General features: G+C 69.9%; 7 protein-coding genes and 2 pseudogenes. 2 read left to right on the plus strand and 7 right to left on the minus strand.

Annotated elements, in window-relative coordinates:
* Positions 1 to 4 precede the first annotated feature (4 nt).
* Both LVQ62_RS17395 and LVQ62_RS17400 read right to left on the minus strand, forming a co-directional pair.
* A pseudogene (locus tag LVQ62_RS17395) lies at positions 5 to 1,354 on the minus strand (glutamine synthetase family protein); the annotation flags it as partial.
* Between the two features lie 39 nt (positions 1,355 to 1,393).
* Positions 1,394 to 2,122: a FadR/GntR family transcriptional regulator gene (locus LVQ62_RS17400; RefSeq protein WP_233763437.1), complete on the minus strand. Its 729-nt coding sequence runs from the start codon at positions 2,120 to 2,122 to the stop codon at positions 1,394 to 1,396.
* A 131-nt stretch (positions 2,123 to 2,253) separates the two neighbouring features.
* Between LVQ62_RS17400 and LVQ62_RS17405 the strand changes: the two genes are divergently transcribed.
* Positions 2,254 to 3,810, plus strand: a complete 1,557-nt coding sequence (locus tag LVQ62_RS17405; protein WP_233763439.1) for an amino acid permease — start codon at positions 2,254 to 2,256, stop codon at positions 3,808 to 3,810.
* A 16-nt stretch (positions 3,811 to 3,826) separates the two neighbouring features.
* Here LVQ62_RS17405 and LVQ62_RS17410 read toward each other — a convergent pair whose 3' ends face one another.
* The 3 genes and pseudogenes from LVQ62_RS17410 to LVQ62_RS17420 form a co-directional block, all read right to left on the minus strand.
* Positions 3,827 to 5,179, minus strand: a complete 1,353-nt coding sequence (locus LVQ62_RS17410; protein ID WP_233763441.1) for an FAD-binding oxidoreductase — start codon at positions 5,177 to 5,179, stop codon at positions 3,827 to 3,829.
* A gap of 121 nt (positions 5,180 to 5,300) precedes the next feature.
* Positions 5,301 to 7,857 (minus strand): annotated as a pseudogene (locus LVQ62_RS17415) (polynucleotide kinase-phosphatase).
* On the minus strand, positions 7,854 to 9,269 hold the full coding sequence (locus tag LVQ62_RS17420) for a 3' terminal RNA ribose 2'-O-methyltransferase Hen1 (RefSeq protein ID WP_233763443.1): 1,416 nt from the start codon (positions 9,267 to 9,269) through the stop codon (positions 7,854 to 7,856). Before LVQ62_RS17420 ends, LVQ62_RS17415 begins: the two are co-directional and overlap by 4 nt.
* 95 nt (positions 9,270 to 9,364) lie before the next feature.
* Between LVQ62_RS17420 and LVQ62_RS17425 the strand changes: the two genes are divergently transcribed.
* Entirely contained in the window at positions 9,365 to 11,383 is a 2,019-nt protein-coding gene (locus LVQ62_RS17425) for a thioredoxin domain-containing protein (protein ID WP_233763445.1), read from the plus strand.
* Here the strand turns inward: LVQ62_RS17425 and LVQ62_RS17430 are convergent.
* Positions 11,366 to 12,259, minus strand: a complete 894-nt coding sequence (locus LVQ62_RS17430; protein WP_233763447.1) for an amidohydrolase family protein — start codon at positions 12,257 to 12,259, stop codon at positions 11,366 to 11,368. The genes LVQ62_RS17425 and LVQ62_RS17430 overlap by 18 nt on opposite strands.
* A gap of 24 nt (positions 12,260 to 12,283) precedes the next feature.
* Positions 12,284 to 15,733 (minus strand): bifunctional lysylphosphatidylglycerol synthetase/lysine--tRNA ligase LysX, encoded by a 3,450-nt coding sequence (gene lysX, locus LVQ62_RS17435; RefSeq protein WP_233763449.1) that lies wholly within the window; start codon positions 15,731 to 15,733, stop codon positions 12,284 to 12,286.
* Positions 15,734 to 15,849 lie beyond the last annotated feature (116 nt).

Here is a 15,849-nt window from a genome sequence, read left to right on the forward strand (position 1 = left end):
TCGAACCCCGCTTGCGCTCCCAGTCGGTGACCGCGGCGCCGAAGGCGGCGATCTCGACCTCGGCCGCGTGGGCGTAGTGCTCGACGACGTCATCGCCGAATGCCGCTCGTGCCACGTCGGATTCGAATAGCAGTCGTCGTGCCTCGTCCAGCGTCGTCGGCACCTTCGGCGCATCGCTGGTGTACGCGTTTCCCTCGAACGCCGGCTCGAGCTCGAGTTCGTTCTCGATGCCGTACAGGCCACCGGCGAGCATCGCTGCCGTCGCCAGGTAGGGGTTGACGTCGCCTCCGGGCAGTCTGTTCTCCACCCGCAGCGACGGGCCGTGGCCGACCACACGCAGAGCGCAGGTGCGGTTGTCGCGGCCCCACGCGACGGCGGTCGGCGCGAACGAACCGTCGGCGAATCGCTTGTAGGAGTTGATGTTCGGCGCGTAGAAGCAGGTGAACTCACGCGCTGTCGCGAGCAACCCGGCCAGGAAGTGGTCGAAGAGCCTGCTGTGGCCCCCGTCGCGCACGTCGTCGGCGAACATGATGGCGCCGTCGGCCCCGCGCAGCGAGAGGTGGATATGGCAGCTGTTCCCCTCACGCTCGTCGTACTTGGCCATGAAGGTCAGCGACCGCCCGTGCTGCGCGGCGATCTGCTTGGCGCCGGTCTTGTAGACGACGTGGTTGTCGCAGGTGCGCAGCACCTCGTCGTAGAGGAAGCCGATCTCGTGCTGCCCGGGGTTGCACTCGCCCTTCGCGCTCTCGACGACCATGCCCGCGGACCACATCTGATTGCGGATGTCGCGCAGCAGCGGCTCCACCCGACTGCCGCCCACGATCGAGTAGTCGATGTTGTAGCGGTTGGCCGAGGTGAGCCCGACGTACTGCGCGTCCCAGGCCTGCTCGTAGGTCTGCTCGAAGACGATGAACTCAAGCTCGGTGCCGGCGTACGCCGACCACCCGGCCCGCGCAGCCCGCTCTACCTGCGCGCGCAGCACCGACCGGGGTGCCTCGCGCACCGGTCCACGGTCGTCCAGCCAGGCCAGATCGCACTGGATGGTGGCGCTGGTCGGTTCTCCCGGCGTGCGCCGCAACGTCGTCAGGTCCAACTCGAAGAGAAAGTCTCCGTATCCCCTCTCCCAGGACGAGATCGCATAGCCGGCAACGGTGTTCATGTCGACGTCAACGGCGAGCAGATAGTTGCAGCCCTCGGTGCCATCGGCGAGCGCATGCTCCAGGAAGTAGTGGGCGTGCAGCCGTTTGCCCTGCAGTCGGCCCTGCATGTCGGTGAAGGCGACGATGACGGTGTCGATCGTGCCCGCCTCGATCTGGGCGCGCAGCTCCTCCAGCGTCAGTGTGGGTGCGGTCATCGCGGCCCTTCTCTCCGGCTCGGGTGTCTCGTCAACGGCTCATCCGATCAGCCCGATGAGCAGTTCGGCGGTCGCGTCGCAGTGCTGCCGCATGGCGTCCCCCGCCTCCACCGCGTCGGCGCGCAGGACCGCGTCGACGATGCGGGCGTGCTGAGACTGCGAATGCTCGATGTTGCGCGGCAGCACCGGGATCGCGGCGAGCAGATCACCGAGGGCGGCCTGCGCCCGGGTCACCGACTCGGCCAGCAACGCACTGCCGGACACAGTCGCGAGGGCCAGGTGCAGGCGGGAGTCGGCGATCCGATGCTCGCTGGTGCCAACGGTGTTCGCGGCATCGGCGAGGCACTGTGACAGCCATGCCCGCTGTTCGTCGTCGAGGGTCCGCTCCGCGGCAGCCTCCACGGCGCCGGGCTCGACGAGCCGCCGGAAACGCAGTACGTCGGCCACGTCGTACTCCCCTGCCGGTCGTACGCCGGGCGCGTGCGTGCCGTCGTAGGTCACGACCGTGCCGCCACCACGACCGCGGGTGGTGCGAACCAGACCGGCGTCGCGCAGCGCCGCGATCGCGTCCCGCAGCGTCATCCGGCTGACACCGAGCCGTTCGGACAGTTCGCGCTCGGGCGGCAACTGCTCGCCGTCGGCGAATACGCCCAGTCGGATCGCCGTCGCGAGTTGCCCGACGACGGCCTCGAAGACGTTCCCGACCGCCGGCTGCAGGGTGAACTCCTGCAGATCCCGGTAGGGCATGAGGTGCGGCACGGCTGACACGCGGCCAGTCTCACCACCGCGGCGCCCGCCGTCAATGGTTTGGAAATGGACCTTTTTTCCTCAGATCCATGGACCGGGGCCGATCGGCGCCACTAGCCTCGCGCACAACGACTCTCGCACCAGGAGCCCCCATGGCCGATGACGCCGCACCCCTGTCCGACGACGACGCGCTCCTCGCCACGCTCGGCTACAAACAGGAGTTGAGCCGCAGCTGGTCCAGCTTCTCCAACTTCGCGATCTCCTTCTCGATCATCTCGATCCTGGCCGGTTGCTTCACCACCTTCGGACAAGCGTGGAACAACGGCGGGCCGGTCGCGATCTCGTGGGGCTGGCCGATCATCTCCGCGTTCATCCTCATCATCGGCCTCACGATGAGCGAACTCGTCTCGGCGTACCCGACCTCCGGCGGCATCTACTGGTGGGCCTCGAAGATGGGCGGCCCCGGCGCGGGCTTCTTCACCGGCTGGCTCAACCTGATCGGGCTGCTCGCCGTGACCGCGTCCGTCGGGTACGGCGCAGCCACCTTCCTCGACCTGACGCTCGACACGATGAGCGCCTCGTGGGCCAAGCACTCCGGCCTGAAGACGGTGTTCGTGCTCTTCGTGGTGATCATGGTGCTCGCGGCGCTGGCCAACATCTTCAGCGGTCACCTGCTCGCGGTGCTCAACAACATCTCCGTGTGGTGGCACGTGGCGGGCGCGGCCATCATCATCGCGGTGCTGATCATCATCCCGGACAAGCACCAGAGCGCGAGCTTCGTCTTCACCGACCGCATCAACAACTCCGGCTATGCGGACAACAAGTACTGGTTCCTCGTCATGCCGCTGGGTCTCCTGCTGACCCAGTACACGATCACCGGGTTCGACGCGTCCGCCCACCTGTCGGAGGAGACGCAGGGCGCCGCGAAGGGGGCCGCCCAGGGGATCTGGCGCTCCATCTTCTACTCGGCGATCGGTGGGTACGTGCTCCTGCTGGCGTTCGTCTTCGCCGTGCAGGACCCGAAGGCGGTGACCAAAGGCGGTGGCGCCGTCGACCTCATCTTCGGACAGGCACTGCCGCAGAAGTGGCACGTGCTGATCCTGGTCATCTCCACGGCCGGCCAGCTCTTCTGCGCCACCGCCTGCCTCACGAGCGCGTCGCGGATGACGTTCGCCTTCAGTCGGGACCGCGGCATCCCCGGGTCGAGACTGCTCTCCAAGGTCAACCCGCGCACCCGCATCCCTGCCAACGCAGTGGTCTTCGTGACCGTGATCGGCATCCTGATCACCCTGCCGGCCTTGGTCGAGGTCGACGTGAACGGCGCCCCCGTGCCGGTGGCGTTCTACGCGGTCACCTCGGTGGCCGTCATCGGGCTCTACCTCGCGTTCGCGATCCCGATCTTCCTGCGCTGGCGGATGCGTGACGGCTTCGAGCCCGGGTCCTGGACGCTCGGATCGAAGTACAAGTGGATGAACATCGTGGCGGTGGCGGAGATCGCCGTCATCTGCGTCTACTTCATCCTGCCGTTCACGCCGACGGCCATCCCCGGCAACAAGGGCTTCTCGTTCAAGTACGTCAACTACGCGCCCGTCCTCACGATCGGCAGCCTGGTGATCCTCGCGATCTGGTGGTTCGCGTCGGCGCGGCACTGGTTCACCGGCCCGAAGCACACCATCGACGAGGCGGTCACCGAGGCGTTCGAGGGCTAGCCGGCGCCCCGCCGGGTCACACGGATCGGGGCCGGCGGATCCGGCCGTGCGGGTCGTAACGTTGCCGCACGCTCCGCAGTCGTTCCTCCTCGTCGTCCGCGAACGCGCCGGGCACGGTGGTCTGGCCGTCACGGAAGGATGCCGCCGCCCGTCCCGTGTCGACCGGCTGCACGGCAGCCCGTACGACGTCGATCGCCTGCTCGACGGTGCGGCGGTCGTCGGCGGTCGGCGCCGGTCCGACCACGTGCAACAGGAACGGACCGGGTGGGCTCGTCATCGCTCCGTCGGCATGCGCGGCGACCGTCGTCGCGATGTGCCGGATCTCCATCTCGGCCAACGGTGCGTCGTCGCCCACGCCCAGCGCGCTGAGGATGGCCAACGCATGGGCGGGAGTCGACGCGGTCAGCCAACCCCCGTCGCCGATCGCCGTCTCGGTGTCGGGCGGATCGAGGTGGATGACCGCCAGGCGCTTCTCGTCGCACGGCCCCGTCGTGTCGATCGCCGGCTCCGGTGCCGCGCGCAACGCGCGTTCCAGCGGCTCGAAACCAGCCTCGCCGCTCACCGAGGCCGCCGACAGGTGCACGACCCGGTGGCCTCGCAGCGCCTCCGGTACCACGGGTGCGTCCGGTGCCTTGAGGAAGCCGATGGCGCTGGTCAGCGTCTCGTCGATCTGCCCCAACGCATCGGTCCACGCAGCGACGACGGATTCAGCCTCGGCGATCGGCCACAGCCGGTATCCGGCCCACAGATCCGGCACCGCGACCAGGTCGATCTCGACCGCTGTGACGACGCCGACCCCTCCGGCGCCCCGGAAGGCCCACAGCGCTTCGGGGTTCTCCTGCTCGTCGGCGACCTGCGGCTCGCCGTCGCCGTCCACGAACTCGACGCGTCGCAGCGATGCACTGGCCATTCCGTGCGCGCGGGTCAGCCAGCCGATCCCACCGGACAGGGTGTAGCCGACGACGCCGACGTCCGGCGCGGTCCCGGCCAGACCGAGCAGCCCGTGGGTCGCGGCCTCGGCATTCACCTCTGCCCAGGTCGCGCCGGCCTCGACCCGCGTGGTGCGTGCCGAAGGGTCCACCCAGACGCCGTTCATCCGGCGGGTGTCGATCAGCAGCACGTCATCGCCGACGATGCCCGCAGCACCGTGCCCCGTCGCCTGCACGGCCACCCCGAGTCCGGCATCCGCCGCCGCGCGAACTGCCCTGCGTACGTCGTCGGCGCAGGTGGCGGCGACGACCGCGACCGGATGCTGATCCGCGGTCGCGTTGCGCGGCTGTGTCGCGATGTCGTATTCGTCGTCGCCCGGACGCCGTAACGCCGAACCGACGGCCCGGTCGAGGTCTTCGACGATCTGTTCCGTCGTCATCGCACCACCCGCTGTTCCGATCATCCTTCGCAGGACGTCGGGTCGGCGTCCCGCGCGATTCGAGATCTCGAGGCTATCCACCCGACCTGCACCTCCGTGAGGTCTTGCGCGATCCCGCCCGTCAGAGACGAGGGTCCACCGGCTCCGATTCCAGCGCAAGGACGGCGAAAACGGCTTCGTGGACGCGCCATAACGGCTCACCCCGAGCCAGGCGCTCAAGCGACTCGAGTCCCACTGCGTATTCGCGCAGCGCCAGGGAGCGCTTGTGGCCGAGGTTGCGGTCGCGCAGGCGGGTGAGGTTGGCGGGGTCGGTGTAGTCGGGGTTGTAGATGATCCGGAGGTACTCCCTGCCGCGGACCTTGATGCCCGGCTGCACGAGGCCACGTCGAGCACGGGCGAGGTTGGCGAACGGCTTCACGACCATGCCCTCGCCGCCTGCGGCGGTCAGCGACTCCCACCACTCGACCCCGGCGGCGACCGAGGCGTCGTCATTGGTGTCGACGCGTTGGCGACGCGTCGTGCGCATCAGATCGGGCGCAGCACCCACGAGGCGATCGGCGAGGTCCAGGTGCCACAGGTGGTCACGGTCGTGGTGAGTGCGGCCTTGCGTGGCGAGGACCTGGAACGGCGCCACGGCGACACCGTCGAGCCCGTCGGTGGGCCAGCAGTAGCGCCGATAGGCCTCGGTGAACGCCTGGGCGTTGTCGGCGCGCACGCAGGTGCGATCCAGCAGGTCGCCGACCTCGACCCCCCGAGCCTGGGCAGCCCGCAGGCCCTCTGCCGCCGCGGGAAGGACGTGCCGCGCCGCCGCGCCGACCGCGGCGTACTGGTCGCGCAGCAGATCGCCCGCCTTGGCCGACCAGGGCACGATCTCGGTGTCGAGCAGCAGCCAGTCGCTGTCCAGCTCCTCCCAGAGGCCCGCCGAGGTGACGGCATCCCGTACGCCGGTGAGGAGGTTCTCGGTGGTGGGGCGGTCGAAGAAGGAGCGCCCGGTGCGGGTGTACGCCGCTCCAGACTCGCCGTCCGTCGCGCCGAACCGGCGCACCGCGACCTTCTCGTCGCGACAGATCAGGACGACCGCCCGCGACCCCATGTGCTTCTCCTCGCACAGCAGCTCGGTGACTCCGACCGAGGTATACGCGGAGAACACCTCGTCGGGGGTGCTCGAGCAGTGCGTCGCGGGCGGAGGTCGGCGGCGGAGCCATCGTGGGCGGCAGGTAGGGCAACCAGCGAGGGTGCAGCGCGAACCGGCTCATCACCTCGAGTGCGCCGGCGTCGTTCTCCTCCCGGACGGTCACCCGGCCGTGATGGGCGGTCTGCACGATGCGCTTGCCGAGGACGTCGCGGATGTCGAGTTGGTCGCGGTCCCGCTGACCGGGCACCGGCGTCTCCAGAGCGACCGGGAACGGCTTGGCGGGTTCGTACCAGACCCGCTCGGCCGTGACCTGGACCGACTCCTTCTCCGGGTACCGCAGCGCGGTCAGCCGTCCGCCGAAGACGCAGCCGGTGTCGAGGCAGAGGGTGTTGTTGACCCATTCCAGCTCGGGCGTCGGGGTGTGCCCGTAGAGCACCATCGCGGAGCCGCGGTAGTCCTCGGCCCAGGGGTAGCGGACGGGCAGGCCGAACTCGTCGGTCTCGCCGGTGGAGTCGCCGTACAGCGCGAAGCTGCGCACCCGGCCGGACGCGCGACCGTGATAGGCCTCCTTCAGCCCGGCGTGAGCGACGACGAGCCTGCCGTCGTCGAGAACGAGGTGCGACACCAGGGCGTAGCAGAACTCGGCCACCTCCGTCCGGAACTCGGGGGTCTCATCGGCGAGCTGGGCGAGGGTCTTCTCCAGGCCGTGGCTGACCTGCACGGCGCGCCCGCCGAGCGCACGCACCAACTTGTTCTCGTGGTTTCCGGGTACGCACAGCGCATGGCCGTTGCCGACCATGCCCATCACCAGCCGCAGCACGCCAGGGCTGTCCGGGCCGCGGTCGACGAGGTCGCCGACGAAGACCGCCCGCCGCCCGGCCGGGTGCGTGGCGTCGACCGGGCGCGCCTGGTCGTCGCGGACGAGCGCGTAACCGAGCTGCTCCAGCAGCGTCTCCAGCTCCGAGCGGCAGCCACGGACGTCGCCGATGACATCGAACGGGCCGTGTTGGTCACGCAGGTCGTTCAGCAGCTTCTCGCGGGTGATCGTCGCCGCGGCGACCTCCTCGACGCCGGAGAGGACATGGACCGTGCGGAACCCCTCCCGCGACAGCCCCCGCAGGGACCGGCGCAGCTGGTCGCGGTGGCGGCGTACGACCCGCGCGCCGAAGTCACGGTCGGGTCGCTCCGCGTTGCGTGCGACGCAGACCTGCTCGGGGAGGTCGAGCACGATCGCGACCGGCAGTACGTCGTGGGCCTTGGCCAGCTCGATCAACTGCCGCCTGGCCTCGCGCTGCACATTGGTCGCATCCACGACCGTGAGACGACCGGCGGCCAGGCGCTTGCCGGCGATGAAGTGCAGGACGTCGAAGGCGTCGCCGGAGGCGGACTGGTCGTTCTCGTCGTCGGCGACCAGGCCGCGGCAGTAGTCGCTGGAGAGCACCTCGAAGGCACCGAAGTGCTCGCGGGCGAAGGTGGATTTGCCCGAGCCTGATGCACCGATGAGGACCACGAGGCTGAGCTCGGGGACCGCGAGCTGCGTCATGACACCTCCTGAGCGGGCTGATCGCTGCGGGTGAAGACCGCCATCTGGGTCGGCGGGCCCACGGTCGGGTCGTCCTCGCCCACGGGAAGCAGGGTGGGGGCGTACCCGGTGCGTCGGCCGACCCCGGTGACCCAGTCGGAGAACTCGGCCCGGGTCCACTCGAAGCGGTGATCCCTGTGCCGCATCGTGCCCGAGGCGAGCCGCTCGTAGCGCACGTTGTGCTCGACGTTGGGAGTCGTCACGATGACGGTGCGCGGCCGGGCGTGCCCGAAGACCGTGCTCTCGAGGGCGGGCAGGCGATCGGTGTCGAGGTGCTCGATGACCTCCATCAGCACGATCGCGTCGTAGCCGTTCAGCCGGTCGTCCGTGTAGGTCATCGAGGACTGGAGCAGTCGCAGTCGGGCGCGCTGGCTGTCGGGCATCCGATCCAGGTGCAAGCGCCGTTCGGCCAGTCCCAGGGCGCGGCCGGAGACATCGACGCCGACGACCTCGCTGAAACGGGGGTCCCGGATCAGTTCGCGGAGCAAGGCTCCTTCGCCGCAGCCGAGGTCGACGACACGTGCGGCCCCCGCGGCACGGAGCGAGGAGAGCACCGCTTCCTTCCGTTGTGCGACGAAGGAACGACGAACGGGTGTCTCCTCGCTCGGTGCCTCCTCGACGGACTCGGTTCGCAGGTCATCGACTTCGGCCAGGCGGGAGACGGCGGTCGCGACGAGGTCCGGCTGGTGGGCCAGGTAGCGGCGGGTGATCAGTTCGCGGGCCGGGTGGGCCGGCAACCAGTCGCCGGCGGCGCGGACCAGCTTCTCGACCTCGTCCTGCGAGACCCAGTAGTGCTTGGAGGAGTCCAGCACCGGTAGCAGCACGTAGAGGTGGGACAGCGCCTCGGCCAACACCTGCGTGCCGCGCAGGCGAAGGTCGACGTAGTGCGAATCGCCCCAGGCGGGCATTTCCTCGTCGAGCGGCAGGGCCTGCGCCGTCACCTCCCAGCCCAGCGGTTCGAAGAGCGCGCGGACCATCTCGGCGCCGCCTGACGCGGGCAGCACCGGCACGCGTATCTCCAGTTCACGGCTCTGGCCGAGCAGCTCCGGCCGGGCATCGCATCGACCTGCCATCGCTGTGCGGAAGACCTTTCCCAGCGCCACCGCAAGCATCGATGAGCCGGCGTAGGGACGGTCGTTGACGTACTGGCTCAGCGCGAAGGCGTCCCCGCCGTACCTCCGGCCGCGCACCAGCGCGACCGGGTCGATCTCGAGCATCAGGGCCACGGTGCAGCGCTCGTCACTCGCCTCCGGATAGAACACGTGGGCCACCCCGGCCGACACCGCGAACTGCTGAGCGCGGTCCGGGTGTTTGTGCAGCAGGTAGCCCAGCGCGGTCGCATCCTCGCCCGAGGAGGTCAGCGTCAGGTACACCGGCGCCATTGTCCACGAAAGGCAGCCCGGGTGAGGTCGGGCGGGCTCTTTCGGCCTGTCTGACCGAGGCGGCTGCGCGACCTACCGTGGGGGGTATGACGAACCGGCTCGCCTCCGCGACCAGTCCTTACCTGCTGCAGCACGCCGACAACCCGATCGACTGGCAGGAGTGGTCCACCGACGCGCTCGACGAGGCCCGCCGGCGTGACGTGCCGATCCTCCTGTCGGTCGGGTACGCCGCGTGCCACTGGTGTCACGTGATGGCGCACGAGACGTTCGAGGACGCGGGTGTCGCGCAGATCGTGAACGCGGGCTTCGTGGCGATCAAGGTGGACCGGGAGGAACGCCCCGACATCGACGCGGTCTACATGGACGTCACGATGGCGCTGACCGGCAGCGGGGGATGGCCGATGACGTGTCTGCTCACTCCCGCCGGGGATCCGTTCTTCGCGGGCACGTACCTGCCGCGTGAGCAGTTCCTGCGCCTGCTCGACGCTGCGACGCAGGCCTGGACCGACCGCCGTGACGACGTCGTGCAGTCCGGCGCCACCATCTCCGGCAAGCTGCGCGAGGTCGTCACCGCCGAGTCGCAGCCGGTGGACCACGCGCTGGTGCGCCGCAGCGTGGACGCGATGGCCCGCCGGTTCGACACGGTCAACGGCGGCTTTGGCGGTGCACCGAAGTTCCCCACGACCTCCAGCCTGGAGTTCCTGCTGCGCGCCGCCGCGCTGACCGGCGACGAGCACCCTCGCGCGATGGCCGCCCAGACCCTGGAGCGGATGGCGCGCGGTGGCATCTACGACCAACTGGGCGGCGGGTTCGCGCGCTACAGCGTCGATGCCCGCTGGGTGGTGCCGCACTTCGAGAAGATGCTCTACGACAACGCGCAGCTGGTCCGCGTCTACGCCCATGCCTGGTGCGCCACCGGCGATCCGCTCTTCGAGCGGGTCGTCGGCGAGACCATCACCTTCATGCTCCGTGAGTTACTCACGCGGACAGGGGCTTTCGCGTCATCTCTGGACGCCGACACGGAGGGTGTCGAGGGACTCACGTACGTCTGGACGCCCGCGCAGTTGACCGACGTACTCGGCGAGGACGACGGCGCCCGCGCCGCTCGACTGTTGTCGGTGACCCAGGCGGGCACCTACGAGCACGGCGCCTCCACGCTGCAGCTCGCCGAGGACGCTGACGTGGACACTGCCGATGCTGCGTGGTGGGAGCGGACGCGGTCGCTCCTGCTCGAAGCGCGGGGCGAGCGTCCGCAGCCGGGCCGTGACGACAAGGTGGTCGCGGCGTGGAACGGGCTCGCGATCGGCGCGCTGGCGGAGGCCGGTGCGGTCTTCGGCCGACGGGACTGGATCGACGCCGCGTCGCGGTGTGCCCGCGCGGTGCGCGACGTGCACCTGGTCGAGGGTCGGCTGCGTCGTACGTCGCGCGACGGCCGGGTCGGCACCACGCCGGCAGCCGCGGACGATCTGGGCGACCTCGCGGACGGGCTGCTGACTCTCCACCAGGTCGAGCCGACCGCCGGCTGGCTCGACCTGGCCGGCACCCTGTTGGATACCGCGCGGGTCCACCACCGTGACGACATCGGAGGCTTCTACGATGCGGCCGACGATGCCGAGCAGCTCATCGTCCGGCCCCGCAGCCCGGTCGACGGCGCGGAGCCGTCGGGCGGATCCGCACTCGCGGGGGCGCTGTTGTCGTACGGCGCACTCACCGGCGACCCCGCGCCGTTCGCGGAGGCAGCAGCGGCGGTCGGCGCCGTCGCGCACCTGGCCGGCCGCGATCCGGTCATGGTGGGCCACGCGCTCGGCGTCGGGGTCGCGCTGTTGCACGGCCCGGTGCAGGTCGCGGTCGTCAGCGGCGAGCGGGGCGACGGGACGGCCGGGCTGGTCGAAGTCTCTTGGCGCTCGACCGCGCCGGGCCGCGTCACCGTCAGCGGCCGGCCCGACGATCCGGCCCAGCCGCTGTTGGTCGACCGGCCCATGGTCGACGGCCGCACGGCGGCCTATGTCTGCCGCCGCTTCGTGTGCGACGCGCCCGTCACGACGGTCGACGCGCTGCGCGAGGCGCTCGGCCGACCGGTGCCGACGTCAGGAGCCGCCGAGTAGCCGGGCTCCGTTGCGCCACAGCACGTCCCGCATCCAGTCGTCCCCCAGATCCAGTCGTGTCAGCGCGGTCAGCTGGTGCGCGTACGGGTAAGGGATGTTGGGGAAGTCCGAACCCAGGACGATCTTGTCCTGAAGCTGCGGCAACCTCGACCGGTAGGACGGTGACGTCGGCGCCTGCTCCTCCGTGAAGTCGGTGAACGCCATGGTCGTGTCCAGATGCACCCGCTCGTACTGCAGCGCGAGGTCGGCGAACTCGTCGTACTCCGGCATGCCCAGGTGGGCGATCACGAACGCGAGCCGCGGGTACCTTCTGAGTACCCTGGCGATGCCCTCGACCCCGGTGAATTCGCCGGGCAGCGGCGCCGACCCGGCATGGATCACGATCGGGACGCCGGCCTCCTCCAGCAGCGCCCATGCAGGGTCGAGCAGCGGATCGTCCGGCGCGAACCGGCCCACCTGCACGTGCACCTTGAAGAGTCGTGCGCCCTGGGTCAGCGCGTCCCCCACGTAGTCCCCCACGTCAGGCTCGGGGTAGAGCGTCGCGCAGTGGATCACGTCGGGCACCCGCCGCGCGAGGTCCGCGCTCCAGTCGTTCAACCAGCGCGCCATGCCCGGTCTGTGCGGATAGGTCAGCGCCGGTATCGGCGACACCCCGAAGGACCGCACGATGCGCAGCCGGGTCGCCTCGTCGAAGCGGTACCGGATCGGCCACGGCCGGCCGTAGTTCTCTTCGGCAACATCGAAGTAGGCCCACACCTTGCGCAGCATCGGCTCGGGCAGGAAGTGCACGTGGATGTCGGCCAGCCCGGGAATGCCGAGCGCCTGCACGTACGCCGGGATCCCCGCGTCGTCGACCGGGCCGGGCGTCGTGGGCATGGCCCGACGATAGAGGAGCGCGCCTCAGCCCTGCGGTCGCACGAACGGGAACGCCAGTGTCGCCCGGATGCTCGCGCCCGTCAGCATCATCACGACACGGTCCACCCCGAGTCCGAGGCCGCCGGTCGGGGGCATCGCGAGCTCGAGCGCCGACAGGAAGGCCTCGTCGATCTGCATGGCCTCCAGATCTCCCGCCGCGGCCGCGATGGACTGCGCGGTCAGGCGCTGGCGCTGGTCGACCGGATCGACCAGCTCGCTGTAGGCAGTGCCGATCTCGGCACCGAACGCCACCAGATCCCAGCGTTCCGAGAGCGCCGGGTCGGTGCGGTGGGTGCGGGTCAGCGGCGAGGTCTCCAGCGGGAAGTCGGTGTAGAACGTCGGGAACTGCGTCTGCTTCTCCACCAGCGCGTCGTAGAGCGCGACGACCAGCATGCCGACGCTCGACTGTGCCGGAGCGGCCACCCCGTGCCGGGCGCAGACCGCTTCGATCTGGTCGCGCGAGGTGGCCGTGGTCAGCTGCTCCCCCACTGCCTCGGACACGGCGGCGTGGACGGTCTTGACCGGCCACTCGCCGCTCAGGTCGACCTCGTACGTCGTGCCGTCGGCGTCCGTGCGCTGCGCGACCGGTCGGCCGTTGACCGCCACCGCGACCCGCAGCAGCACCTCACGGGTGAGCACCCGCATGGTGTTGTAGTCGCCGTACGCCTCGTAGGCCTCCAGCGAGGTGAACTCAGGATTGTGGGTGGCGTCGACGCCCTCGTTGCGGAAGTTGCGGTTCAGCTCGAAGACCCGCTGCATCCCGCCGACGGCGAGTCGCTTCAGGTAGAGCTCCGGGGCGATCCGCAGATAGAGATCCATCCCGTACGCGTTGATGTAGGTCTTGAACGGGCGCGCAGTGGCGCCGCCGTGCACCGCCTGCAGCATCGGCGTCTCGACCTCGCAGAAGTCGCGCGCCTGGAACGCCTCGCGCAATGCGCGCACGCCGGTCGAACGGCGTCGCAGCAGATCGAGGGAGTCGGGGCTCACGAGCAGTTCCAGGGACCGCTGCCGGCTGCGGACGTCGTCACTGAGCGACGACCCCAGGGTGGGCAGCGGCCGCAGACACTTGGCCGCCATCTGCCAGTGGTCGAGCAGCACGGACAGTTCACCGTTGCGTGACGTCGCGACGGGTCCCGTCACGCTCACCAGGTCACCGAGATCGACGCTCTCTCGCCACAGCGCCCGCGCCGGGTCCGGCGTGTGCGCGGCGGTCACCATGACCTGCACCCGCGCGTTCTCGTCGTCCAGCACCGCGAACGTCACACCGCCGAGGTCGCGCACAGCGCGGATCCGCCCGCAGACCGACACCACGTCCTCGGTCACCGTGTCCGGTGCCAGGTCGGCGTACCGGTCGCGGATCTCGCGGACCCGGTGGGTGCGAGGGACCTGCACCGGGTAGCCCGGCATCCCCGCGTCCTCCAAGGCCTGCAGCTTCGTACGACGCACCCGCTGCTGCTGGGTCAGCACCGCGGTGGGCGGCGCCGGGACCAGCAACCGACGCTCCTGCTCGCACACCCGCTCGACGAAGTCGGGCTCCGGACGCGGCGGCTGCACGTCGGAGGGTCGCGGCCCGGTCAGCAGTCGGGGGCCCACCATCGGGACGAATCCCTCGGCGATCCCCATGGCCAAGCCCGCGCGGGGCACCGTGAGCGCCGGGTCGTAGCAGAGCAGCCGGGGCACCCAGGTCGGGTGGTACTTGTCGTTGGAACGGTACAGCGTCTCGAGCTGGTAGAAGCGCGACGCGAACGACAGGGCGGCGTCGGTCACCTTGGTGACCGGGCCCGCGCCGACCTGGTCGGCGTTGTCGAAGACGCTGCGGAACACCGCGAAGTTCAGGGAGATCCGCCGGATCCCGTACTCGGGGCCCTCTTCGACGAGCTTGGCGACGAGGAACTCGTTCAAACCGTTCTCGGCGTCCCGGTCGCGGCGCATCAGGTCCAGTGAGACCCCGCGCACGCCCCACGGCACGAAGGACAGGAAGCCACGGATCTGCCCCTGTGCGTCGTGCGCGGTGATGATCACGCACCGCCCGTCGGCCGGGTCGCCCAGCCGGTTCAACGCCATGGAGAAACCGCGTTCGGTCTCATCACCGCGCCACCGCTCGGCGAGGCGCTCGATCTCGACGAGCTCGTCCGCGCTCAGCTCGCTGTGCCGGCGTACCCGTGTCGTGTACCCGGCCCGGGAGATGCGGGTGACCGCCTGGCGCACCGGGCGCATCGACCGGCCCCGCAGGCTGAAGGTGTCGGTGTCGAGGATCGCCTCGTCGCCGAGCGCGAACGCGCGCAGGCCGGCCTCGACGTAATGAGTGGTCCCGGTCTCGCTGCTGGAGAGGACGGCGGCGTACCACCCGTTCTCCCGGCACTCCTGCAACCAGCGGGTTATCACATCGGGCCACGCGGCGCGGTCGCCCACCGGGTCCGCGCTCGCGACACAGGTCGTGCCCTCGGTGCGGTAGGTCAGCGCCGCCCGCCCGTCCGTGGAGAAGATGACGCTCTTGTCGCGTCGGGTGGCGAAGTAGCCGAGCGAGTCGTCCTCGCCGTGTTCCAGCAGCAGCCTGCGAACGGCCAGCTCCTCGTCGGCCGACTGCATCGGTTTGCCGTGGCCGGAGCGCCAGAAGACCAGGATCGACAACAGCAGGGCGATACCGGACATCAACCCGGCCAGCCCGAAGATCCAGGGCGGTCCGACGTGGTTGTCCAACCCGAACGTCCCCGCCGGGCTGCTGACGCCGAAGGTCGAGCGCAGTGCCCAACGGCCACGCTCCCGCATACCGACCAGGGACCCGGGTGCGGCCGCGGTCAGCGCGGCGGTGATGACGAACGAGGTCAACAGACCGACCGCCAGCACCGCGAAGGCGGAGCGCCGGGACCGGGGCGCGAGCTTCGCCGGGAAGCCGCGCCGGCTCGCCACGACTAGGACCAGGACGGCGATGCCGATGATCAGCGCCGGGACCGTGACGTAGCGGGAGGTAGTGAATTCGATGTACTCCCGCTCGCTCACACCGAACGCCGGGCGGCGACCCAGCCCGGAGAGCGGCCCGTGAAGGACTGCCCGCCCTTCGTCGACCTTGCCGGCGATGACCACCACGGCGCTGTAGAAGACATTGAGCACCATGACGACGACGACCACGGTGTGTGCCGCGCGCAGGCGGCGCCGCGCGGCTCCCGCCAGCGCGAACAGCAGGCAGATGAGGAAGATGCTCGGCTCCACCGGCATGTTGAGCAGGCCGAGGGCATCGGAGACCGCTCGGATGAACAGGCCGTCGGGGAACAGGATCGCCAGGAGGGAGAAGAAGGCGCTGATCAGCAGCAGCCGGCCCACCCAGCTCGCGACGCGCTCGCGCCACGGCGGACGCGGAGTCTCGCGGCTCGCGCTCGCCCCGCCGTACGCGTTGAAGGAGCCCTTGAAGAGCCGCGCCGTCGCGCCCTGGGTCATTCGTACCCCCATGTCATGGTGACGCGACGATATCCCAGCCACCTGAACAGAGCTGGAGAATGAGCCCAACGAAAAAGAAGGCCCGGTAACGCAGCTGCGTTACCGGGCCTTCTCAT

Origin of the sequence: Allobranchiibius sp. GilTou73, from assembly GCF_021391335.1 — a bacterium.
Classification (GTDB): Bacteria; Actinomycetota; Actinomycetes; order Actinomycetales; family Dermatophilaceae; genus Allobranchiibius; species Allobranchiibius huperziae.